Origin of the sequence: Enterobacter cloacae complex sp. 342H5 (assembly GCF_050030905.1) — a bacterium.
GTDB classification, from domain to species: domain Bacteria; phylum Pseudomonadota; class Gammaproteobacteria; order Enterobacterales; family Enterobacteriaceae; genus Enterobacter; species Enterobacter intestinihominis.
Window position 1 is genome coordinate 1,413,139 of the sequence record NZ_JBLGVB010000001.1, and the last position, 22,706, is coordinate 1,435,844.

Annotated in this window: 21 protein-coding genes and 5 tRNA genes; 23 read left to right on the forward strand and 3 right to left on the reverse strand. The window is 53.8% G+C overall.

Annotation, left to right across the window (positions count from 1 at the left end; all coding sequences use genetic code 11):
• The first annotated feature begins 51 nt into the window (after positions 1–51).
• The gene (sucC, locus tag ACQG03_RS06830) at positions 52–1,218 is read left to right on the forward strand and encodes an ADP-forming succinate--CoA ligase subunit beta (RefSeq protein WP_022647464.1); all 1,167 of its coding nucleotides are present in this window, start codon (positions 52–54) and stop codon (positions 1,216–1,218) included.
• Positions 1,218–2,087: a succinate--CoA ligase subunit alpha gene (gene sucD, locus ACQG03_RS06835; RefSeq protein WP_006809578.1), complete on the forward strand. Its 870-nt coding sequence runs from the start codon at positions 1,218–1,220 to the stop codon at positions 2,085–2,087. Before sucC ends, sucD begins: the two co-directional genes overlap by 1 nt.
• An 86-nt stretch (positions 2,088–2,173) precedes the next feature.
• Here sucD and ACQG03_RS06840 read toward each other — a convergent pair whose 3' ends face one another.
• Positions 2,174–2,890, reverse strand: coding sequence for a GntR family transcriptional regulator (locus ACQG03_RS06840; RefSeq protein ID WP_063163805.1), 717 nt, complete (start codon positions 2,888–2,890; stop codon positions 2,174–2,176).
• Positions 2,891–3,061: 171 nt separating this feature from the next.
• Here ACQG03_RS06840 and mngA point away from each other — a divergent pair, with 171 nt between their 5' ends.
• The 20 genes from mngA (at position 3,062) to pnuC (ending at position 19,952) form a co-directional block, all read left to right on the forward strand.
• Positions 3,062–4,978, forward strand: a complete 1,917-nt coding sequence (gene mngA, locus ACQG03_RS06845; protein WP_063163806.1) for a PTS 2-O-a-mannosyl-D-glycerate transporter subunit IIABC — start codon at positions 3,062–3,064, stop codon at positions 4,976–4,978.
• 23 nt (positions 4,979–5,001) lie between these two features.
• A complete protein-coding gene (mngB, locus tag ACQG03_RS06850) occupies positions 5,002–7,638 on the forward strand; it encodes a mannosylglycerate hydrolase (protein ID WP_063163807.1) in 2,637 nt (878 codons plus the stop codon).
• Between the two features lie 681 nt (positions 7,639–8,319).
• The gene (gene cydA / locus ACQG03_RS06855; protein WP_023299615.1) at positions 8,320–9,888 is read left to right on the forward strand and encodes a cytochrome ubiquinol oxidase subunit I; all 1,569 of its coding nucleotides are present in this window, start codon (positions 8,320–8,322) and stop codon (positions 9,886–9,888) included.
• A 15-nt stretch (positions 9,889–9,903) separates the two neighbouring features.
• Positions 9,904–11,043, forward strand: coding sequence for a cytochrome d ubiquinol oxidase subunit II (gene cydB, locus ACQG03_RS06860; RefSeq protein WP_022647469.1), 1,140 nt, complete (start codon positions 9,904–9,906; stop codon positions 11,041–11,043).
• 14 nt (positions 11,044–11,057) lie between these two features.
• On the forward strand, positions 11,058–11,171 hold the full coding sequence (gene cydX, locus ACQG03_RS06865; RefSeq protein ID WP_014169181.1) for a cytochrome bd-I oxidase subunit CydX: 114 nt from the start codon (positions 11,058–11,060) through the stop codon (positions 11,169–11,171).
• Entirely contained in the window at positions 11,171–11,461 is a 291-nt protein-coding gene (ybgE, locus tag ACQG03_RS06870; protein ID WP_003858596.1) for a cyd operon protein YbgE, read from the forward strand. The genes cydX and ybgE overlap by 1 nt, the downstream gene beginning before the upstream one ends.
• Before the next feature lie 148 nt (positions 11,462–11,609).
• Positions 11,610–12,014, forward strand: coding sequence for a tol-pal system-associated acyl-CoA thioesterase (gene ybgC, locus ACQG03_RS06875; RefSeq protein ID WP_003858593.1), 405 nt, complete (start codon positions 11,610–11,612; stop codon positions 12,012–12,014).
• Entirely contained in the window at positions 12,011–12,703 is a 693-nt protein-coding gene (tolQ, locus tag ACQG03_RS06880; protein WP_022647470.1) for a Tol-Pal system protein TolQ, read from the forward strand. The genes ybgC and tolQ overlap by 4 nt, the downstream gene beginning before the upstream one ends.
• Before the next feature lie 3 nt (positions 12,704–12,706).
• Complete coding sequence (gene tolR, locus ACQG03_RS06885) at positions 12,707–13,135, forward strand: colicin uptake protein TolR (RefSeq protein WP_003858589.1); 429 nt, start codon at positions 12,707–12,709, stop codon at positions 13,133–13,135.
• Between the two features lie 28 nt (positions 13,136–13,163).
• Positions 13,164–14,417 carry a cell envelope integrity protein TolA gene (tolA, locus tag ACQG03_RS06890; RefSeq protein WP_063163808.1) on the forward strand — a complete coding sequence of 418 codons (1,254 nt, stop codon included), beginning with the start codon at positions 13,164–13,166 and terminating at the stop codon, positions 14,415–14,417.
• Between the two features lie 129 nt (positions 14,418–14,546).
• Complete coding sequence (gene tolB / locus ACQG03_RS06895) at positions 14,547–15,839, forward strand: Tol-Pal system beta propeller repeat protein TolB (protein WP_023305712.1); 1,293 nt, start codon at positions 14,547–14,549, stop codon at positions 15,837–15,839.
• 34 nt (positions 15,840–15,873) lie between these two features.
• A complete protein-coding gene (gene pal / locus ACQG03_RS06900) occupies positions 15,874–16,395 on the forward strand; it encodes a peptidoglycan-associated lipoprotein Pal (protein ID WP_003858578.1) in 522 nt (173 codons plus the stop codon).
• A 9-nt stretch (positions 16,396–16,404) separates the two neighbouring features.
• Positions 16,405–17,193, forward strand: a complete 789-nt coding sequence (gene cpoB, locus ACQG03_RS06905; RefSeq protein ID WP_003858574.1) for a cell division protein CpoB — start codon at positions 16,405–16,407, stop codon at positions 17,191–17,193.
• Between the two features lie 161 nt (positions 17,194–17,354).
• Positions 17,355–17,430: transfer RNA gene (locus ACQG03_RS06910), tRNA-Lys, on the forward strand.
• Positions 17,431–17,457: 27 nt separating this feature from the next.
• Positions 17,458–17,533 (forward strand) — tRNA-Val (locus tag ACQG03_RS06915).
• Between the two features lie 3 nt (positions 17,534–17,536).
• Positions 17,537–17,612, forward strand: a tRNA-Lys gene (locus ACQG03_RS06920).
• A 41-nt stretch (positions 17,613–17,653) separates the two neighbouring features.
• Positions 17,654–17,729, forward strand: a tRNA-Lys gene (locus ACQG03_RS06925).
• 31 nt (positions 17,730–17,760) lie between these two features.
• A tRNA-Lys gene (locus ACQG03_RS06930) sits at positions 17,761–17,836 on the forward strand.
• A gap of 330 nt (positions 17,837–18,166) precedes the next feature.
• Positions 18,167–19,210 (forward strand): quinolinate synthase NadA, encoded by a 1,044-nt coding sequence (gene nadA, locus ACQG03_RS06935; RefSeq protein WP_063163809.1) that lies wholly within the window; start codon positions 18,167–18,169, stop codon positions 19,208–19,210.
• 22 nt (positions 19,211–19,232) lie between these two features.
• The gene (pnuC, locus tag ACQG03_RS06940; protein WP_022647475.1) at positions 19,233–19,952 is read left to right on the forward strand and encodes a nicotinamide riboside transporter PnuC; all 720 of its coding nucleotides are present in this window, start codon (positions 19,233–19,235) and stop codon (positions 19,950–19,952) included.
• Here pnuC and zitB read toward each other — a convergent pair.
• Entirely contained in the window at positions 19,949–20,887 is a 939-nt protein-coding gene (zitB, locus tag ACQG03_RS06945; protein WP_022647476.1) for a CDF family zinc transporter ZitB, read from the reverse strand. The two genes, pnuC and zitB, sit on opposite strands and share 4 nt — an antisense overlap.
• Before the next feature lie 98 nt (positions 20,888–20,985).
• Positions 20,986–21,345 (reverse strand): protein YbgS, encoded by a 360-nt coding sequence (locus ACQG03_RS06950; protein WP_022647477.1) that lies wholly within the window; start codon positions 21,343–21,345, stop codon positions 20,986–20,988.
• 304 nt (positions 21,346–21,649) lie between these two features.
• Here ACQG03_RS06950 and aroG point away from each other — a divergent pair, with 304 nt between their 5' ends.
• The gene (aroG, locus tag ACQG03_RS06955) at positions 21,650–22,702 is read left to right on the forward strand and encodes a 3-deoxy-7-phosphoheptulonate synthase AroG (protein WP_022647478.1); all 1,053 of its coding nucleotides are present in this window, start codon (positions 21,650–21,652) and stop codon (positions 22,700–22,702) included.
• The last annotated feature ends 4 nt before the right edge of the window (positions 22,703–22,706 follow it).

Below are 22,706 nucleotides of genomic sequence, written 5' to 3' on the forward strand. Positions count from 1 at the left end.
CCGGTCTACAGGTTTGAAGATAACGATTACCCTGAAGGATGGATAGAACACATGAACTTACATGAATATCAGGCCAAACAGCTGTTTGCCAGGTCAGGCTTACCGGCTCCGGTGGGTTATGCCTGTACTACCCCGCGTGAAGCAGAAGAAGCCGCATCTAAAATCGGTTCCGGCCCGTGGGTAGTTAAATGTCAGGTTCACGCTGGTGGCCGTGGTAAAGCGGGCGGTGTGAAGGTTGTTAAGAGCAAAGAAGAGATCCGTGCGTTTGCTGAACATTGGCTCGGCAAGCGTCTGGTAACCTACCAGACAGATGCGAATGGCCAGCCGGTCAACCAGATCCTGGTTGAAGCGGCAACCGACATCGCGAAAGAACTGTACCTCGGCGCAGTCGTAGACCGTAGCTCCCGTCGCGTGGTGTTCATGGCATCTACCGAAGGCGGCGTGGAAATCGAAAAAGTGGCGGAAGAGACCCCGCACCTGATCCACAAAGTGGCAATCGATCCGCTGGCGGGCCCAATGCCTTACCAGGGACGTGAGCTGGCGTTCAAACTGGGTCTGGAAGGCAAGCTGGTTCAGCAGTTCACCAAGATCTTCATGGGGCTGGCGACCATCTTTCTGGAGCGCGATCTGGCGCTGATCGAGATCAACCCGCTGGTGATCACCACCCAGGGCGACCTGATCTGCCTCGACGGCAAGCTGGGCGCTGACGGCAACGCGCTGTTCCGCCAGGCGGATCTGCGCGAAATGCGCGACCAGTCTCAGGAAGATCCGCGTGAAGCGCAGGCTGCCCAGTGGGAGCTGAACTACGTGGCGCTGGATGGCAACATCGGCTGCATGGTTAACGGTGCGGGCCTGGCAATGGGCACCATGGACATCGTTAAGCTGCACGGCGGTGAGCCAGCGAACTTCCTCGACGTGGGCGGTGGCGCAACCAAAGAGCGCGTAACCGAAGCGTTCAAAATCATTCTCTCTGACAGCAACGTAAAAGCGGTTCTGGTGAACATCTTCGGCGGTATCGTACGTTGCGACCTGATCGCCGACGGTATCATCGGCGCGGTAGGAGAAGTGGGCGTTAACGTTCCGGTTGTTGTACGTCTGGAAGGGAATAACGCTGAACTCGGCGCAAAAAAACTGGCTGACAGCGGCCTGAATATTATTGCAGCGAAAAGTCTGACGGATGCAGCTCAGCAGGTTGTTGCCGCAGTGGAGGGGAAATAATGTCCGTTTTAATTAATAAAGATACCAAGGTTATCTGCCAGGGCTTCACCGGTAGCCAGGGGACTTTCCACTCCGAACAGGCGATTGCCTACGGTACGCAGATGGTTGGCGGCGTAACGCCAGGTAAAGGCGGCACCACGCACCTGGGCCTGCCGGTGTTCAACACCGTGCGTGAAGCAGTAGAAGCGACGGGCGCAACCGCGACCGTGATCTACGTTCCAGCGCCGTTCTGCAAAGACTCTATTCTGGAAGCGATCGACGCAGGCATTAAGCTGATCATCACCATCACCGAAGGCATCCCGACGCTGGATATGCTGACCGTGAAGGTGAAGCTGGACGAAGCAGGCGTGCGCATGATCGGCCCGAACTGCCCAGGCGTTATCACCCCAGGCGAATGCAAAATCGGCATCATGCCGGGCCACATTCACAAACCGGGCAAAGTGGGCATCGTGTCCCGTTCCGGTACCCTGACCTATGAAGCAGTTAAGCAGACCACCGATTACGGCTTCGGCCAGTCCACCTGCGTGGGCATCGGCGGTGACCCGATCCCAGGCTCTAACTTCATCGACATCCTGAAGCTGTTCCAGGAAGATCCACAGACCGAAGCGATCGTGATGATCGGTGAGATCGGTGGTAGCGCGGAAGAAGAAGCGGCTGCTTACATCAAAGATCATGTGACCAAGCCGGTGGTGGGTTACATCGCGGGTGTGACCGCGCCGAAAGGCAAACGTATGGGTCACGCGGGTGCGATTATCGCTGGCGGTAAAGGTACGGCTGATGAGAAATTCGCAGCACTGGAAGCCGCAGGCGTGAAAACCGTTCGCAGCCTGGCGGATATCGGTGAAGCACTGAAATCCATCATTAAGTAAGTCCTCTCTGCTCCCCGAATGGGGCGCGTTGAAGTATAAAAAAATGTCCGTTTCGACATGGTTGGCCGCTGTAAAGCGGCCTTTTTTTATTTCCTGCGTTTAGCCACCAGAGTGAATTTATAGTCGTCGGTATTAAACACGTTGCGACTGTATTCAAATACCCGGCCGTCTTTCAGGAAGCCGCGGGAAACTTTTTCAAGAATTGGTTTTGCCGGATCGAGCGCCAGGGCGGCAATCGCCTCGTCCGATGGCATGATGGGCACCAGCTCCTGCTCGCTGCGATCGATAACCAGCTTTTTGATCTGCTCAATGTAATGGTATTTCGACTGTTCCATTACTTCCCAGGTGAGGTCGGGGAACATCGCCAGCGGCATCCATGTCTCTTCCAGATTCACCGGCTTTTCCCTGATGAAGCGTACGCGCTTGACGTGCCAGACCTTATCATCCGGATTGAGCGCCAGTTTTGCCGCGAGCCGCTCATCGGCTTTCACCACTTCGAAGACGCTGACGTCGCTGTGCGTATCAACGTTGCGATCCGCCAGTTTTTCGTAAAAGCCGGTAAGCTGATAAATATCGTAATTCACCCGCTCCTCTTTTACATACGAGCCGCTGCCCTGAATGCTTTCGATGATCTGCTCGTCGGCGAGCAGCTTCAAAGCCTGCCGCACGGTGACACGGCTAACGTTAAATGCCTCCTGAAGGCTGGATTCCGTCGGCAGCGCGTCTCCGGGTTTTAATTCCCCGGCGTTAATCTTCTCGCGGAACGCATCGGCGATCTGCCGGTACATCGGTTTATTGCCCATTGTGTTACGCCTTTTTAATACCTTTTTAGGGGAATTATGCCTTCAGTGACTGATTTGTAAATAATACAAATTAAATACAAATATCATTGTTAGTGAAAATGATCACATAAATGTATTATCCAGTCTGCCACAATCCTCCCCAGACAATAACTTTGGATAGGTGAGGATCTTATGAACCTGACGACTCTGACCGACCCCCGTGCTGTCTGCGTGCAGGCGCAGTTTACCAGCCGTGATGAGGCAATCCGTCAGCTTGCGACGCGGCTGGTAGCGTTGGGCAAAATAGCCGACGCCGATACGTTTCTGGCAGAGGTTTTCCATCGCGAATCGCTTGGCCCGACGGCGCTGGGCGAGGGGCTGGCCGTACCCCATGGTAAATCAGCGGCAGTAAAGGAAGCGGCTTTTGCCGTGGCAACACTGCGCGAGCCGCTGGCCTGGGAAGGCGTGGACGGACCGGAGGAGGTCGAGCTGATTTTTTTGCTCGCCATTCCTCCCGCACAAGCGGGATCAACGCATATTCAGGTGCTGACGGAACTGACGTCCCGCCTGGCGGATGACGATCTCAGGGCGCACGTGATGACGGCGACCAGCGCGGAAGCGGTGCTTGCTGCGCTGGAAACGGCGCCTGAGGCGCAAGAAACCGCCGTCGCAGAGAATGCCCCGACGATCGTCTGCGTTACCGCCTGTCCGGCCGGGATCGCCCATACCTACATGGCAGCGGAATATCTCGAAAAAGCGGGACGTAAGCTCGGCGTCAATGTAGTGGTCGAAAAGCAGGGGGCAAACGGTATTGAGGGGCGCATCACCGCGCAGCATTTGCAGGAGGCAAAAGCGTGTATCTTCGCGGCGGAAGTGGCGATCAAAGAGCGTGAGCGTTTTCAGGGGATCCCCGCCATTTCCGTGCCCGTCGCGGAACCCTTGCGCCATGCGGAAGCGCTCATTGAGCGTGCGCTGGCGCTACAGCCTGTATCCGATGCGCGTCCTGCGCATGTCGACTCGGACGCGAAAAAGTCCGTTAAAACCGAACTCAAGCAAGCGCTGCTCAGCGGTATCTCCTTTGCGGTGCCGCTGATTGTCGCTGGCGGCACGGTGCTGGCCGTGTCGGTACTGCTGGCGCAAATCCTGGGCTTGCAGCACCTGTTCGATCAGGAAAACTCGTGGCTGTGGATGTACCGCAAACTGGGCGGTGGGATGCTCGGCATTCTGATGGTCCCTGTTCTGGCGGCCTATACCGCTTACTCGCTGGCGGATAAACCTGCGCTTACGCCGGGCTTTGCGGCGGGTCTTGCCGCCAATATGATCGGCTCCGGCTTTCTGGGGGCCATCGTCGGCGGGCTGATTGCGGGCTACCTGATGCGCTGGGTGAAAAACCACATCCGGCTGAGTAGCCGCTACAACGGCTTTCTGACTTTTTATCTCTATCCGGTGATTGGCGTACTGGGTGCAGGCAGCCTGATGCTGTTTGTGATCGGCGAACCGGTGGCCTGGATCAATAACGCCCTGACCGCCTGGCTTAATGGTCTCTCCGGCGCGAACGCGCTGCTGCTGGGGGCAATCCTGGGCTTTATGTGCTCGTTCGATCTGGGCGGTCCGGTCAACAAAGCCTCTTACGCGTTCTGTCTGGGCGCGATGGCCAACGGCGTATACGGGCCTTATGCGATCTTCGCCTCCGTCAAAATGGTTTCGGCCTTTACCGTGACGGCATCAACGATGCTGGCTCCGAATCTGTTTAAACAGTTCGAAATTGAGACCGGCAAATCCACCTGGCTGCTGGGGCTGGCGGGCATCACCGAAGGGGCAATTCCGATGGCTATCGAGGATCCGTTGCGAGTCATCGGCTCATTTGTTCTGGGGTCAATGGCGACCGGAGCGATTGTCGGAGCGATGGGTATTGGGCTCTCCACCCCGGGCGCGGGCATTTTCTCTCTCTTCTTACTGCATGATGCCGGGCTGGGCGGCGTGATAGCCGCTGCCGGCTGGTTTGGCGCCGCGCTGGTGGGCGCCGCAATCTCAACGCTCATTTTACTGCTCTGGCGACGCCAGGCCGTGAAGAGCGGTACCTACGCGACTGAAGACATACCATCCTAAACACGCACTGACAGGAAACGAAGATGAAAGCTGTATCTCGCGTTCATATCACGCCACATATGCACTGGGACCGGGAGTGGTACTTCACCACCGAAGCGTCACGTATTCTTCTGGTCAATAATATGGAAGAGATCCTCACCCGTCTTGAGCAGGACGCAGAGTATAAATACTACGTTCTCGACGGCCAGACGGCGGTGCTGGAAGATTATTTTGCCGTGAAACCGGAAAACAGGCCACGCGTGAAGGCGCTGGTGGCGGCCGGGAAGCTGATTATCGGGCCGTGGTATACCCAGACGGACACCACCCTTGTCTCCGGCGAGTCGATTGTGCGCAATCTGATGTACGGCATGCGCGACTGTCTGGCCTTTGGCGAGCCGATGAAAATTGGCTATCTGCCGGACTCCTTCGGCATGTCTTCCCAGCTGCCACACATTTACAACGGTTTTGGCATCACGCGCACCATGTTCTGGCGCGGCTGTTCCGAGCGGCACGGTACCGATAAAACCGAATTTCTCTGGCAAAGCCAGGACGGCAGCGAAGTGACGGCACAGGTGCTGCCGCTGGGCTACGCGATTGGTAAGTACTTACCGGAGGATGAAGCCGGACTGCGCAAACGGCTCGACAACTACTTCGAGGTGCTCGAAAAAGCCTCCGTGACGAAAGAAATTTTGCTGCCTAACGGCCATGATCAGATGCCGCTCCAGCAGAACATATTTGCGGTGATGGATAAGCTGCGCAAAATCTATCCGCAGCGTCAGTTTGTGATGAGCCGCTTCGAGGAGGTGTTTGACCATATCGATGCGCACCGCGATGAACTGGCGACGCTGAAAGGGGAATTTATTGACGGTAAATATATGCGGGTGCACCGGACGATCGGCTCCACGCGGATGGACATCAAAATCGCCCACGCCCGGATAGAGAATAAAATCGTCAACGTCCTCGAGCCGTTGGCTACGCTTGCCTGGACGCTGGGCTTTGACTATCACCACGGCTTGCTGGAAAAAATGTGGAAAGAGATCCTCAAGAATCACGCCCACGACAGTATCGGCTGCTGCTGCAGCGATAAAGTGCATCGCGAGGTGATGTCACGCTTTGAGCTGGCGGAAGACATGGCCGATAACCTGACGTGCTTCTATATGCGCAAGATTGTCGACAACATGCCGCAGAGCGAGGAAGACAAACTGGTGATGTTTAACCTCACGCCCTGGCCGCGTGAGGAAGTGATCAACACCACGATACGTCTGCGCGCCAGCCAGTTCCGCCTGTTGGACGAAAAGGGAAATGAAATCCCTTATTATCTCCGCAGCGCGCGTGAGATAGACCCCGGGCTGATTGACCGGCAGATAGTACATTACGGCAACTACGATCCCTTCATGGAGTTTGACATCCAGCTCAACCAGATCCTGCCATCTATGGGTTACCGCACGCTCTATATCGAGCCGCACGTGGCCGGCAAACTGCAGACGCCAGATAAATCGCCGGAGGCGTTACTGGAAAATGCTTTCTGGGAAGTAACGTTAAACGAGGACGGTACTTTGCGTCTGCTCGATAAAGCGTCCGGGCTTATCTATGACCGCGCGCTGGAAATTGAAGAGAGCTCGGATGACGGCGATGAGTACGACTACTCGCCTTCACGGGAAGAGTGGAGACTGTCTTCCGCGCAGGGCGAACATGAGGTTGAGGTGATCCACGAGGCCTGGCAGAGCAGGGCGGTGATCCGCCATCGAATGGCAGTGCCAGCGGATCTCGCTGAACGTTCTGCGCGTCAGCAGACGGGAACGCTTGAGGCAGAACTCACGGTCACGCTCAGCCATAACAGCCGACGTATCGACGTCAAGGCACGTCTCGGAAATCACGCGGATGACCACCGTGTGCGGGTGCTGATCCCGACACCATTCACCACAGAGACGGTCTTAGCCGATACCCAGTTTGGTTCGCTGACGCGCCCTGTACAGGATGAAGCGATGGCAAACTGGCAGGAGGAGGGATGGAAGGAAGCGCCGCTGCCGGTGTGGAATCTGCTCAACTACGCGGTGCTCCAGGAACGGCGTAACGGGATGGCGCTATTTACCGAAGGGTTGCGCGAATTTGAAGTAACAGGTGAGCGTCAAAACACGTTTGCCCTGACGTTGCTTCGCGGCGTCGGGTTGCTTGGGAAGGAAGACTTACTTCTGCGCCCTGGCAGACCGTCCGGGATCAAAATGCCGGTGCCTGATTCGCAGATGCGGGGCCAGTTAACCTGTCGCTTTAGCCTGTTCAGTTTTAATGGTACGCCCGTCAGTGCTGGCGTTGCGCAGCAGGCGAAGTCGTGGTTAACGCCAGTGCACTGTTATAACAAAATTCCGTGGGATGCGATGAAGCTTAACCGTGCCTCTTTCACCACACCCTGTAGCTATAGCCTGCTAACGCTGGCGCCTAACGGATGTGTACTCAGTGCGCTGAAAAAAGCGGAGGATCGTGACGAGATGATTCTTCGTCTGTACAACCCTTCGGAGACCCGCTCCTGTGACGTGGCTTTGTCTGTGAACCGTGAGGTCCAGGCCTGTTGCGAAACGGACATGAATGAGGTGTGCAAAGCGCAAGGGGAGGAGGGCTCAGCCATTACGGGGTCTTTCAGGCCAGGCCAGTCACGGACCTTCAGCATAAAAATTGAAAGGTAATCTCAAGAACAATATCAAGGCCGCATCCCCTGCGGCCTTTATTTCATCAAATAGTCACCAAAGGGTGTTAATTTTAAGATTAGCGAAGGTGAATGAAATGTAATCTTTTAGGCGGGTAGTAAAGCGAAAGAAAAATACTGTGAAGCGGATAACATTATATGTTTCTCTCCCTGCAAAAAGGTCTTTTTTCACACGCGTTAATAAAAATCACAACTGTTTATATTATCTTCTGGCTTTTATAACCATTAATGCCTTTAAATATACATGTTATTAACAAGGTTTTTACTATCCATGTCACAAAGAAACATCATTAACAGTACCGGCTGTTTTTGATTTAAATCAATGTTTAATCCTTGGAAAAAGGCTCCAAAAGGCGTTAAATTGTTCCCGATCAAAATGGCCGAAAAGTGGTAATTTTGCTATAAATTGATCGCCGTCGAAAAACGTAAATCTGTTCGAATAAAAACCTGTTTATTGTAAGGGTTTTGCAGCGTATTATATTTACGGGATCAATTTGGTTTTTTCTTAACGTATTTGTAACCTTTCATCATTGCTTTTTCCTCCTGTAGAGAATAAGCAACGAAGAAGGGAAGCAGATAACTTTGTATTGGGGCATGCGTGTGGATCCTTATCTAACGGGGTTCACTCTCGGAGTCTTCATGCGATGAGCAAGGAGTCATAATGTTAGACGTAGTCGAACTGTCGCGCTTACAGTTTGCCTTGACCGCGATGTACCATTTCCTTTTTGTGCCGCTGACGCTCGGTATGGCGTTCCTGCTGGCCATCATGGAAACGGTTTACGTCCTCTCCGGCAAACAGATTTATAAAGATATGACCAAGTTCTGGGGCAAGTTGTTTGGTATCAACTTTGCGCTGGGCGTGGCAACCGGTCTGACCATGGAGTTCCAGTTCGGGACAAACTGGTCTTACTATTCCCACTATGTAGGGGATATTTTCGGTGCGCCGCTGGCCATTGAAGGTCTGATGGCCTTCTTCCTCGAATCCACCTTTGTAGGTCTGTTCTTCTTCGGTTGGGACCGTCTGGGTAAAGTCCAGCATATGGCGGTAACCTGGCTGGTGGCATTAGGCTCCAACTTGTCCGCACTGTGGATCCTGGTGGCGAACGGCTGGATGCAAAACCCAATCGCATCTGATTTCAACTTCGAAACCATGCGTATGGAGATGGTCAGCTTCGCTGAGCTAGTCCTGAACCCGGTTGCCCAGGTTAAATTCGTGCACACCGTGGCGTCTGGCTATGTGTGCGGCGCGATGTTCGTGCTGGGCATCAGCTCCTACTATATGCTGCGCGGCCGTGACTTCGCGTTCGCCAAGCGTTCTTTCGCTATCGCAGCAAGCTTCGGTATGGCCGCGATTCTGTCCGTTATTGTTCTGGGTGATGAATCCGGTTACGAAATGGGTGACGTGCAGAAAACCAAACTCGCCGCAATTGAAGCTGAATGGGAAACCCAGCCGGCACCGGCAGCGTTTACCCTGTTCGGCGTGCCTGACCAGGACGCGCAGGAAAACCGCTTCGCCATTCAAATTCCTTACGCTCTGGGTATTATCGCCACGCGCTCCGTCGACAAACAGGTGACTGGCCTGAAAGATCTGATGGTGCAGCATGAAGAGCGTATCCGTAACGGGATGAAAGCCTACTCGCTGCTGGAACAGCTGCGCGCCGGTTCTACCGACCAGGCCGTTCGCGATCAATTTAACGACGTGAAGAAAGACCTCGGTTACGGTCTGCTGCTGAAACGCTATACCCCGAACGTCTCCGACGCGACGGAAGCGCAGATTCAGATGGCAACCAAAGACTCTATTCCACGCGTTGCGCCGCTGTACTTCGCGTTCCGCATCATGGTGGGTTGCGGCATTATCATGCTGCTGATCATCGCGGCCTCGTTCTGGTCAGTCATTCGTAACCGTATCGGTGAGAAAAAATGGCTGCTGCGCACCGCGCTGTACGGTATCCCACTGCCATGGATTGCTATCGAGTCCGGCTGGTTTGTTGCGGAATATGGCCGTCAGCCATGGGCGATCGGTGAGGTGCTGCCAACAGCGGTAGCGAACTCCTCCCTGACCGCAGGCGACCTGATCTTCTCCATGCTGCTGATTTGCGGTCTGTACACCCTGTTCCTGGTGGCTGAACTGTTCCTGATGTTCAAGTTCGCGCGCCTTGGCCCAAGCAGCCTGAAAACCGGTCGCTACCACTACGAGCAGTCTGTTACGACTACTCAGCCGGCACGCTAAGACAGGAGTCATCAAATGATCGATTATGAAGTATTGCGTTTTATCTGGTGGCTGTTGATCGGCGTTCTGCTGATTGGTTTTGCGGTCACCGATGGTTTCGATATGGGCGTGGGCATGCTCACCCGTTTCCTCGGTCGTAATGACACCGAGCGTCGAATCATGATCAACTCCATCGCCCCGCACTGGGACGGTAACCAGGTGTGGCTGATCACCGCAGGCGGCGCGCTGTTCGCTGCCTGGCCGATGGTTTACGCGGCTGCGTTCTCCGGCTTCTATGTGGCGATGATTCTGGTGCTGGCCTCTTTATTCTTCCGTCCGGTAGGTTTTGACTACCGCTCCAAGATTGAAGACACCCGCTGGCGTAACATGTGGGACTGGGGCATCTTCATTGGTAGCTTCGTTCCACCGCTGGTCATTGGTGTGGCGTTCGGTAACCTGTTACAGGGCGTACCGTTCCACGTCGACGAATATATGCGTCTGTTCTACACCGGTAACTTCTTCCAGCTGCTGAATCCGTTTGGTCTGCTGGCTGGCGTGGTGAGCGTGGCGATGATCATCACCCAGGGCGCAACCTATCTCCAGATGCGTACCGTGGGTGAACTGCACCTGCGTTCCCGTGCGACCGCTCAGGTGGCGGCGCTGGTGACGCTGGTCTGCTTCGCGCTGGCAGGCGTGTGGGTCGTGTACGGTATTGATGGCTACGTGGTGACCTCCGCCATTAACCATACCGCACCGTCTAACCCGCTGACCAAAGAGGTGGCGCGTCAGGCTGGCGCATGGCTGGTGAACTTCAACAATATGCCTGCACTGTGGGCGATCCCTGCTCTGGGTGTGCTGCTGCCACTGCTGACAGTGTTAATGTCTCGTCTGGAGAAAGGCGCTATGGCGTTCGTGTTCTCTTCCCTGACGCTGGCGTGCATTATCCTGACGGCAGGTATTGCTATGTTCCCATTCGTGATGCCATCCAGCACCATGATGAATGCTAGCCTGACCATGTGGGATGCAACGTCCAGCCAGTTGACGTTGAACCTGATGACGTACGTTGCTTGCGTGTTCGTGCCGATTATCCTGCTCTACACCGCCTGGTGTTACTGGAAAATGTTCGGTCGCATCACTAAAGAACATATCGAAAGCAACACCCACTCTATGTATTAAGTAAGGAGCTGAATATGTGGTATTTCGCATGGATTTTAGGGACGCTTCTTGCCTGTGCATTTGGTGTCATCACTGCCCTGGCGCTTGAGCATGTAGAAGCGTCTAAAGCAGGTGAAGATAAGCACTAATGAATATTATCGCAACGTTATATGCGGTAATGGACAAGCGCCCCCTGCGGGCGCTTTCCCTCATTATGGCATTACTGCTGGCGGGCTGTATCTTCTGGGACCCGTCGCGCTTCGCGGCTAAAACCAGCGAGCTTGAGATCTGGCACGGCTTCTTGATTATGTGGGCGGTGTGTGCAGGTGTGATTCACGGTGTCGGCTTTCGTCCGAAAGCGCTTCACTGGCAGGGCATCTTCTGCCCGCTGATTGCCGATCTGGTTCTTCTCGCCGGTTTGATTTTCTTCTTCTTCTGAATAAGAAATGTCCGTTAATGATATGGGCTTACCCGAGCCCATAAAAATTTACTCTCCGTTTACTTTCCCCCATTCCAAACCATCATTCCCGCGCGTATAGTAGCGAAGTTTGAAAGCTCCAACTTTTCTTGTATTACCGGGATGTAAAGTGAATACAACGCTGTTTCGATGGCCGGTACGTGTCTATTACGAAGATACCGATGCCGGTGGTGTGGTCTACCACGCCAGCTACGTTGCTTTTTATGAACGGGCACGCACAGAGATGCTGCGCCATCATCACTTTAGTCAACAGGTGCTGTTGGCTGAGCGAGTTGCCTTCGTGGTACGCAAGATGACGCTTGAGTATTTTGCGCCTGCCAGACTCGACGATATGCTCGAAGTCCAAACAGAAATTACATCAATGCGCGGAACTTCACTGGTTTTCACGCAGCGGATAGTCAATGCAGAGAACACGGTACTGAACTCAGCTGAAGTCCTGATTGTCTGTGTTGATCCAACCATAATGAAGCCTCGTGCGCTTCCTAAGTCTATTGTCGCGGAGTTTAAGCAGTGACTGACATGAATATCCTTGATTTGTTCCTGAAGGCAAGCCTTCTGGTTAAACTTATCATGTTGATTTTGATTGGTTTTTCAATCGCATCCTGGGCCATCATCATCCAGAGAACGCGTATCCTCAATGCCGCTGGCCGCGAAGCCGAAGCGTTTGAAGATAAGTTCTGGTCGGGTATAGAGCTTTCTCGTCTCTATCAGGAAAGCCAGGGACGCCGTGATAACCTTTCAGGCTCCGAACAAATTTTTTATAGCGGTTTCAAAGAGTTCGCTCGCTTACACCGTGCTAACAACCATGCGCCGGAAGCCGTGGTAGAAGGTGCGTCGCGTGCGATGCGCATTTCCATGAATCGCGAACTGGAAAATCTTGAAACGCATATTCCTTTCCTCGGTACCGTTGGCTCCATCAGCCCGTATATCGGCCTGTTTGGTACGGTGTGGGGGATCATGCACGCCTTTATCGCCCTGGGGGCGGTGAAGCAGGCAACCTTGCAGATGGTGGCACCGGGTATCGCAGAAGCACTGATCGCGACCGCAATCGGTCTGTTCGCGGCAATTCCGGCGGTAATGGCGTACAACCGTCTGAACCAGCGCGTGAATAAACTGGAACTGAACTACGACAACTTTATGGAAGAGTTCACCGCGATTCTGCATCGTCAGGCGTTTACCAGCACCGAGAGCAACAAGGGGTAAACCATGGCCAGATCGCGTGGACGAGGTCGTCGCGAGCTCAAGTCCGAAATCAATATCGTTCCGTTACTGGACGTGCTGCTGGTGCTGCTGCTGATCTTTATGGCGACAGCCCCCATCATCACCCAGAGCGTAGAAGTTGATCTGCCGGATGCGACAGAATCACAGGCGGTAAGCACCAATGACGATCCTCCGGTCATCATTGAGGTTTCCGGCGTAGGGCAGTACAGCGTGGTGGTCGAGAAGGATCGTATGGATCAGCTCCCCCCAGAGCAGGTTATTGCTGAAGCGCAACGACGCCTGGAGTCAAATCCGAAGACGGTCTTCTTAATCGGTGGTGCGAAAGACGTACCATATGATGAAATTATCAAAGCGCTGAACTTGCTACATAGCGCGGGCGTTAAGTCAGTTGGCTTAATGACTCAGCCTATTTGATCATCTGCGTAGTTTTTGGGAACCGATAGTGTCAAAGGCAACCGAACAGAACGACAAGCTTAAGCGAGCGATAATCGTCTCCGCAGTGCTGCACGTGATTCTTTTTGCAGCGCTGATCTGGAGTTCGTTCGATGAGCACCTTGATGCATCAGGCGGCGGTGGGGGCTCGTCCATCGACGCCGTCATGGTGGATCCCGGTGCGGTAGTGCAGAACTATAATCGCCAGCAACAGCAGCAGGCGAGTGCAAAACGTGCGGAAGAACAGCGTGAAAAACAGGCGCAACAGCAGGCGGAAGAGCTACGTGAAAAGCAGGCCGCCGAGCAGGAGCGTCTGAAGCAGCTTGAGAAAGAGCGTTTGCAGGCACAGGAAGCGGCGAAAGAGCAGGCGGAGCAGCAGAAACAGGCTGAAGCCGCCGCGAAGAAAGCTCAGGAACAGCAGAAGCAAGCGGAAGAGGCGGCAGCCAAGGCCGCAGCAGATGCGAAGGCGCAGGCAGATGCTCAGGCTAAGTTAGCCGCAGAAGCGGCGAAGAAAGCGGCTGCTGATGCTCAGCAGAAAGCGGAAGCCGAGGCGGCGAAGAAAGCGGCTGCTGATGCGAAGAAGAAAGCAGAAGCGGAAGCGGCGAAAAAAGCTGCTGCCGACGCACAGAAGAAAGCCGAAGCGGAAGCCGCTAAAAAAGCTGCGCAGGAAGCCGAGAAGAAAGCGGCTGCTGATGCTGCGAAAAAAGCGGCCGCCGCTGAGAAAGCTGCGGCAGAAAAAGCCGCCGCTGCGGAAAAAGCCGCTGCTGATAAAAAAGCTGCAGCTGAGAAAGCCGCTGCCGATAAGAAAGCCGCTGCGGAAAAAGCTGCGGCTAAAAAGGCCGCTGCCGCTGAAAAAGCAGCCGCTGCTGCCGGTGTTGATGACCTGCTTGGCGACCTGAGTTCCGGTAAGAATGCACCGAAAACGGGCGGTGGGGCGAAAGGAAATGGACAGCCGTCAAAAGACAGCGGTACCTCCGGAGCCAACGGTGGGGCAACAGGTGCAGATATCAGTGCTTATGCCAAACAGATCCAGGTTGCGATTCAGAGCCGACTCTTTGATGCAGGCCTGTATCAGGGCAAGCAATGCGTACTGCACATCAATCTTGCGCCAGACGGCAGGTTGAAAAGCGTGACGTCTGAAGGGGGCGATCCTGCGCTCTGTCAGGCTGCGCTGGCCGCAGCCAGATCGGCGAACATTCCTAAACCGCCTAGCGAGGCTGTTTATGAAAGGATAAAAGATGCCAAACTGGACTTTAAGCTGTAATCAACTCTTCTAACGGAAGTATGAAAAACAGTCTATGGTCGTAAACAGGATAAGTAGTTTTGTCTATTTGGGTTTGTTAACATTCTGCTAAATTATCGTGGGTAAGGTTACCCAGATAAGGGAGATATGATGAAGCAGGCATTACGTGTAGCAGTTAGTTTTTTAATGCTGTGGGCAGCTGTACTGCACGCAGAAGTACGTATCGAGATCACCCAGGGGGTGGACTCGGCGCGTCCGATTGGTGTCGTTCCGTTCCAGTGGGCAGGCCCGGGCGCTGCGCCTGAAGATATTGGCGGCATCGTTGCCGCTGACCTGCGTAACAGCGGTAAATTTAACCCCTTAGATCGTTCTCGTCTGCCTCAGCAGCCGGGTACTGCGCAGGAAGTTCAACCTGCAGCATGGTCTGCGCTGGGTATTGATGCGGTAGTTGTCGGTCAGGTTACGCCTGCACCAGACGGCGGCTATAACGTCGCTTATCAGCTGGTTGATACCGGCGGTGCGCCGGGTACCGTTCTGGCTCAGAACACGTATAAAGTGAACAAGCAGTGGCTGCGCTACGCTGGCCATACGGCGAGTGACGAAGTGTTTGAGAAGCTGACCGGTATTAAAGGTGCGTTCCGTACCCGTATCGCGTACGTGGTACAGACCAACGGCGGCCAGTTCCCTTATGAGCTGCGCGTCTCTGACTACGATGGTTACAACCAGTTCACCGTACACCGTTCACCGCAGCCGCTGATGTCTCCGGCATGGTCTCCGGACGGCTCTAAGCTGGCGTATGTGACCTTCGAAAGCGGCCGCTCCGCGCTGGTCATCCAGACGCTCTCTAACGGTGCTGTTCGTCAGGTTGCGTCATTCCCACGTCACAACGGTGCACCTGCGTTCTCTCCGGACGGTACCAAACTGGCGTTTGCCCTGTCTAAAACCGGTAGCCTGAACCTGTACGTAATGGATATTGGTTCTGGTCAGATCCGTCAGGTCACGGATGGTCGTAGCAATAACACTGAGCCAACCTGGTTCCCGGACAGCCAGAATCTGGCCTTTACGTCCGACCAGGCAGGTCGTCCACAAGTTTATAAAGTGAATATCAACGGCGGAGCAGCGCAGCGTATTACCTGGGAAGGTTCTCAGAACCAGGATGCTGACGTCAGTGCCGATGGTAAAACAATGGTAATGGTCAGCACTGCGGGTGGTCAGCAGCACATTGCCAAACAAGATCTGGTAACGGGAGGCGTACAAATACTGTCGTCAACGTTCCTGGATGAAACGCCAAGTCTGGCACCTAACGGCACCATGGTAATCTACAGCTCTTCTCAGGGGATGGGATCCGTGCTGAATCTGGTTTCTACAGATGGGCGTTTCAAAGCGCGTCTTCCGGCAACTGATGGACAGGTAAAATCACCTGCCTGGTCGCCGTATCTGTAATAATAATTAATTGATTACTAAAGGAATCTTAGAAATGCAACTGAACAAAGTGCTGAAGGGGCTGATGATCGCTCTGCCTGTTATGGCAATCGCAGCGTGTTCTTCTAACAAGAACGCAAGCAATGACCAGAGCGGCGAAGGCATGATGGGTGCCGGCACCGGTATGGACGCTAACGGCAATGGCAATATGTCTTCTGAAGAGCAAGCGCGTCTTCAGATGCAGCAGTTACAGCAGAACAACATCGTTTACTTCGATCTGGATAAATACGACATCCGTTCTGACTTCGCTGCGATGCTGGATGCGCACGCAAACTTCCTGCGTAGCAACCCGTCTTACAAAGTCACCGTAGAAGGTCACGCGGACGAACGTGGTACTCCGGAGTACAACATCTCCCTGGGTGAACGTCGTGCAAACGCTGTTAAAATGTATTTGCAGGGTAAAGGCGTTTCTGCTGACCAGATCTCCATCGTTTCTTACGGTAAAGAAAAACCAGCAGTACTGGGTCACGACGAAGCGGCTTACTCCAAAAACCGTCGTGCCGTACTCGTTTACTAAGAGAATTGCATGAGCAGTAACTTCAGACATCATCTGATGAGTCTGTCGTTACTGGTTGGAATAGCGGCCCCCTGGGCCGCTTTTGCTCAGGCACCAATCAGTAGTGTCGGCTCAGGCTCGGTAGAAGACCGGGTTACACAACTCGAGCGTATTTCTAACGCTCACAGCCAACTTTTAACTCAACTCCAGCAGCAGCTTTCCGATAACCAGAATGATATTGATTCCCTTCGTGGTCAGATTCAGGAGAGCCAGTATCAGCTTAATCAGGTTGTGGAGCGCCAGAAGCAAATTTTGTTGCAGATGGATAGCCTGAACAGCGGCGGAGCAGCAGCACAGCCAGCAGCAGGCGATCAAAGCGGTGCGGCGACGCCTGCACCTGCGGCAGATGCCTCCGCGTCGTCAGGTGCGCCTGTACAGAGCGGTGACGCGAATACGGACTATAACGCGGCCATTGCCCTGGTACAGGACAAATCGCGCCAGGACGATGCTATCGTTGCGTTTCAGAACTTCGTTAAGAAGTACCCTGATTCTACTTACCAGCCAAATGCGAACTACTGGCTGGGTCAGTTGAATTACAACAAGGGTAAAAAGGATGATGCGGCGTTTTATTTTGCCTCTGTGGTGAAAAATTACCCGAAATCACCGAAAGCACCTGATGCGATGTATAAAGTCGGCGTGATCATGCAGGACAAAGGCGACACTGCAAAAGCCAAAGCGGTTTATCAGCAGGTGGTTGCGAAATTCCCGGGTACAGACGGCGCCAAACAAGCGCAAAAACGTTTGAGTTCGATGGGTTGATTATCGCATGACCAGAAATCGCGTTATTTCTGGTCGTGCAGCATGATTCCTAAGCAGTTAAGTGATCTTCATCGAAATTTTTGTTGCGCAGAATTCTTAAATCAGTAATATATGCCGCCGTTGCCACGGGATATCAAACAACGTGAAAGCAGCGCAAAAGTGGGTCGTTAGCTCAGTTGGTAGAGCAGTTGACTTTTAATCAATTGGTCGCAGGTTCGAATCCTGCACGACCCACCACTTAAAGCAGTTCCGGCAGTACAGAGTGGGTGATTAGCTCAGTTGGTAGAGCATCTCCTTTACACGGAGGGGGTCGGCGGTTCGAGCCCGTCATCACCCACCACTCGGGTCGTTAGCTCAGTTGGTAGAGCAGTTGACTTTTAATCAATTGGTCGCAGGTTCGAATCCTGCACGACCCACCAATTTTATTGGTTCCGAGTGATAATTCAGGCAACACCCGAATGGGTCGTTAGCTCAGTTGGTAGAGCAGTTGACTTTTAATCAATTGGTCGCAGGTTCGAATCCTGCACGACCCACCAGCCTGAATAGATTTGAAGTACATCCCGTAAGGGGTCGTTAGCTCAGTTGGTAGAGCAGTTGACTTTTAATCAATTGGTCGCAGGTTCGAATCCTGCACGACCCACCAATTTTAATGTCTTACTCAGATACTACACGTGAAGGATAACGTTGCTTTAGCAACGGCCCGAAGGGCGAGGCGAAGCCGAGTCATCCTGCACGACCCACCAGTGTAGAAAGGCGCCCTAAAGGCGCCTTTTTGCTATCTGTCGTTCGCCAGTGCCTTGTTGGTCGGGTAAGGCGAAGCCACCAGCCGACAAGTGCTACCGGCATCAATTCCCGATGACATTCCTCCTCAAATCCGCTATCTTGTTTAGTATATAAAACATCATTGCCTCATTTTTGTTATCTCATGCAAAACAAAGGCAATATTGTTAAGCCAGTAAAACGAGAAGCCATAATGAGTGTGATGTTTGATCCCGAAACCGCAATCTATCCCTTCCCGCCGAAGCCAGCTCCGCTAAGCCGGGATGAGAAGCAGTTCTATCGTGAAAAAATCAAGCGCCTCCTTAAAGAGCGTGATGCGGTGATGGTGGCGCATTACTACACCGACCCGGAAATTCAGCAGCTGGCGGAAGAGACGGGTGGCTGTATCTCAGACTCCCTGGAGATGGCGCGTTTCGGTGCTAAGCATTCAGCCTCCACGCTGCTGGTCGCGGGGGTTCGTTTTATGGGTGAAACGGCAAAAATCCTCAACCCGGAAAAAACGATTCTGATGCCTACGCTGAATGCCGAATGTTCTCTTGACCTCGGTTGCCCGATTGATGAGTTCACCGCCTTCTGTGATGCCCACCCTGACCGTACCGTGGTGGTCTATGCCAATACGTCTGTGGCGGTGAAAGCCCGGGCAGACTGGGTAGTAACGTCCAGTATTGCCGTTGAGCTGATTGAACATCTGGACAGCCTGGGGGAGAAAATCATCTGGGCGCCCGATCGTCACCTGGGAAACTACGTACAAAAACAGACCGGTGCGGATGTACTGTGCTGGCAGGGCGCCTGTATCGTTCACGACGAGTTTAAGACCCAGGCACTGACCCGGATGAAACGCTTATACCCGCAGGCCGCAATTCTGGTGCATCCGGAGTCGCCGCAGTCGATTGTTGAGATGGCGGACGCAGTCGGCTCAACCAGCCAGTTGATAAACGCGGCAAAAACCCTGCCGCACAAGCAGCTCATCGTGGCGACCGATCGCGGTATCTTCTATAAAATGCAGCAGGCCGTACCAGAAAAAGAGCTGCTCGAAGCGCCAACCGCCGGAGAAGGGGCGACCTGTCGAAGCTGCGCGCACTGCCCGTGGATGGCGATGAATGGACTTAAGGCGATAGCGGAGGGGCTGGAGATCGGTGGCGCAGCGCATGAGATCCACGTAGACGCCGCCCTGCGCGAAGGCGCGTTAATTCCGCTTAACCGTATGCTGGATTTTGCGGCTACACTACGTACTTAACTTATTACGCCCCGGAGAAAAAATGGATTTTTTTAGCACACAGAACATCCTGGTTCATATCCCGATTGGTGCGGGCGGTTATGACCTGTCGTGGATTGAAGCGGTAGGTACGCTGGCCGGTTTACTCTGTATCTGGCTGGCCAGCCTTGAGAAGATCAGTAACTATGCGTTCGGGCTGATAAACGTCACGCTGTTTGCGATCATCTTCTTCCAGATCCAGCTCTACGCCAGCCTGCTTCTGCAGCTGTTCTTCTTCGCGGCCAATATCTATGGCTGGTACGCCTGGTCGCGGCAAAACAGTCAGCAGGAGGCGGAGCTGCAAATCCGCTGGCTGCCGTTGCCAAAAGCCATTGCCTGGCTCGCGGCCTGCGTGGTGGCAATCGGCTTTATGACCGTCTTTATTGACCCGGTATTTGCCTTCCTGACGCGCGTGGCGGTCTCGGTCATGTCGGGTCTGGGATTAAACGTGACGATGCCTGAGCTTCAGCCTGATGCCTTCCCGTTCTGGGATTCCTGCATGATGGTGCTGTCGATTGCCGCAATGATCCTGATGACCCGTAAATACGTTGAAAACTGGCTGCTGTGGGTGGTCATCAACGTGATTAGCGTGGTGATTTTTGCCCGTCAGGGCGTTTATGCCATGTCGCTGGAGTATATGCTGCTGACCGTCATTGCCCTGAACGGTAGCCGCATGTGGATCAACAGCGCGCGTGAGCGTGGCTCTCGCGCGCTTTCCCGCTAATGGTGATGCTCGTGTGAGTGGCCGGACTGCGCCTCGTTCAGGTGACAGTCTGGCCCGTTACAGGGCTGATACTCCATCTGGATGGTGGAGTGCGCAATTTCGTAGTGATGCTCAAGGAAGTGCCGAATACGTTCAAGCAACGCATCGTGATCGTGGGGCGGAATAACCTGAACGTGCAGCGTCATAAGCGGTTTCTCACCCACCAGCCAGACGTGAACGTGGTGAACGTTACGGACTTCAGGAATGGAACGACACAGATTGCGTTTTAGCTCGCCAATATCCAGCGACGTGGGAGCGCCTTCCAGCAGTTCATTCACGCTCTCTTTCAACAGCCGCCAGGCACTGCGTAATACAAGGCACGATACCAGCACGGAAAGAATCGGGTCGATGGGGGTCCAGCCCGTACCCATAATGATCAGCGCGGCGACGATGGCACCTACGGAACCCAGCAGATCGCCCAGCACGTGAAGCGCCGCGGCCCGTACGTTCAGATTTTTTTCGCTGCTGCCGCGGTGCAATATCCAGAATGCCAGAATATTGGCGACCAACCCGGCAATAGCAATCACCATCATCGTCGTTCCGGCTACCGGTTGTGGATGACGAAAGCGCTGAAACGCCTCCCAGACGATAAGAATGGTAATAACCACCAGTGCAATCGCATTCACGAACGCAGCAAGTGTGGTCAGTCTGAGCCAGCCAAAGGTGTGGCGGGCATTGGGAGGGCGACGGGCAAACTGCACGGCCAGCAGAGCAAACAGGAGCGCGGCAGCGTCGGTCAGCATATGCCCGGCATCGGCCAGCAGCGCCAGCGATCCGGAGATCAGTCCGCCTGTCACCTCAATAATCATAAAGGTAGCAGTGACGCCAAAAGCCAGCAGAAGCCGTTTGGCATTTTCATCGCCAGTGGAGTGGGAATGGGAGTGGGAGTGCGCCATGGTATCGTTCCTGATTTATTATTATTTTTAGTGTAGCGTTTTTAAGAGCTTAAATAAAAAGGAGAGCATTCGCTCTCCCTCTTTTACCTTACGGAAGATTACTGGGTAGTACCGTCCGTTTTGGTATTGGCATCGCTGCCCACTTTGTCATTCGGGTCCGGGCATTTCCCGTCTTTACACATTGAGTTTTTGTGAACTTCGTCAGTGCTCATACCGTCATGGTTCATCGTGCCGGTATTCGTACCGCCGGTGTTGGTATTGCCCGTGTTGATATTACTGTTATCAACATTATTTGGCGCGATATTCTGTTTTGCATCCGGCGCAACCTGGCCCGCTTCGGCAGCGGCATTCGCGTCGCCGTTGCTGCCGGAGGAGCCTGTATCGGCTGCCAGTACGCTACCGCTTGCCAGGGTAAGGGTTGCCGTCAGGAAAAGCGTAGTCAGTTTCGTCATTTTCATCATGGTGCTCCTGTTCTTATCGTTACGCTGGATAACATTCTCCAACAGTGCATCTTGTTCAGTGGCGAAAGATCCCAGATTCCTGAATTATGTCAGGATGGAATCGCGTATAAATATTTAAAAACAGTCGTTACAAGTAAAAAGCTTAGGCGAGATCTCATTTTTCGCTATTTTGTTGCGTATTTTAGGCGAATTCCAGGAATTATCTGCGCGAAGTGTAAAAGCCCGTTTACACTTCGTGACCGACAAGTTAGATTGAAAGCATTGCTTTCATTACTAAAGATATGGCAGAGCCGGAAAGAAGATGAATTATCAGAACGACGATTTACGCATTAAAGAGATCAATGAGTTATTACCTCCCGTAGCGCTCCTTGAAAAATTCCCCGCCACCGAAAATGCCGCCAACACGGTGTCTCATGCCCGCAAGGCGATCCACAAGATCCTGAAAGGTAGCGACGATCGTCTTCTGGTGGTCATCGGACCGTGCTCCATTCACGATCCTGCTGCGGCCAAAGAGTACGCGTCACGTCTGCTCACCCTGCGCGAAGAGCTGAAGGGCGAACTGGAAATTGTGATGCGCGTTTATTTCGAAAAACCGCGTACCACCGTGGGCTGGAAAGGGTTGATCAACGATCCGCACATGGACAACAGTTTCCAGATCAACGACGGCCTGCGTATTGCGCGTAAGCTGCTGCTGGAGATTAACGACAGCGGGCTGCCTGCTGCCGGAGAATTCCTCGATATGATCACCCCGCAGTATCTGGCTGACCTGATGAGCTGGGGCGCTATTGGTGCGCGTACGACTGAATCGCAGGTTCACCGTGAGCTGGCGTCTGGCCTGTCATGCCCGGTGGGTTTCAAAAACGGCACTGATGGCACCATCAAAGTCGCTATTGATGCCATCAATGCGGCTGGCGCGCCGCACTGCTTCCTGTCGGTGACTAAGTGGGGCCACTCGGCTATCGTGAATACCAGCGGTAATGGCGATTGCCATATCATTCTGCGCGGCGGTAAAGAGCCTAACTACAGCGCAAAACACGTGGCGGAAGTGAAGGCGGGTCTGGAGAAAGCGGGACTGGCGCCGCAGATCATGATCGATTTCAGCCATGCGAACTCAAGCAAACAGTTCAAAAAGCAGATGGAAGTTGGTGCAGACGTTTGTCAGCAAATCGCCAACGGTGAACGCGCAGTGATTGGGGTGATGATTGAGAGCCATCTGGTGGAAGGCAATCAGAATCTGGAGGGCAGCGAGCCGCTGGTCTACGGTAAGAGCGTGACGGATGCCTGCATTGGCTGGGATGATACCGATGCGATCCTGCGTCAGCTGGCGGATGCGGTAAAAGCGCGTCGCGGTTAAGTTT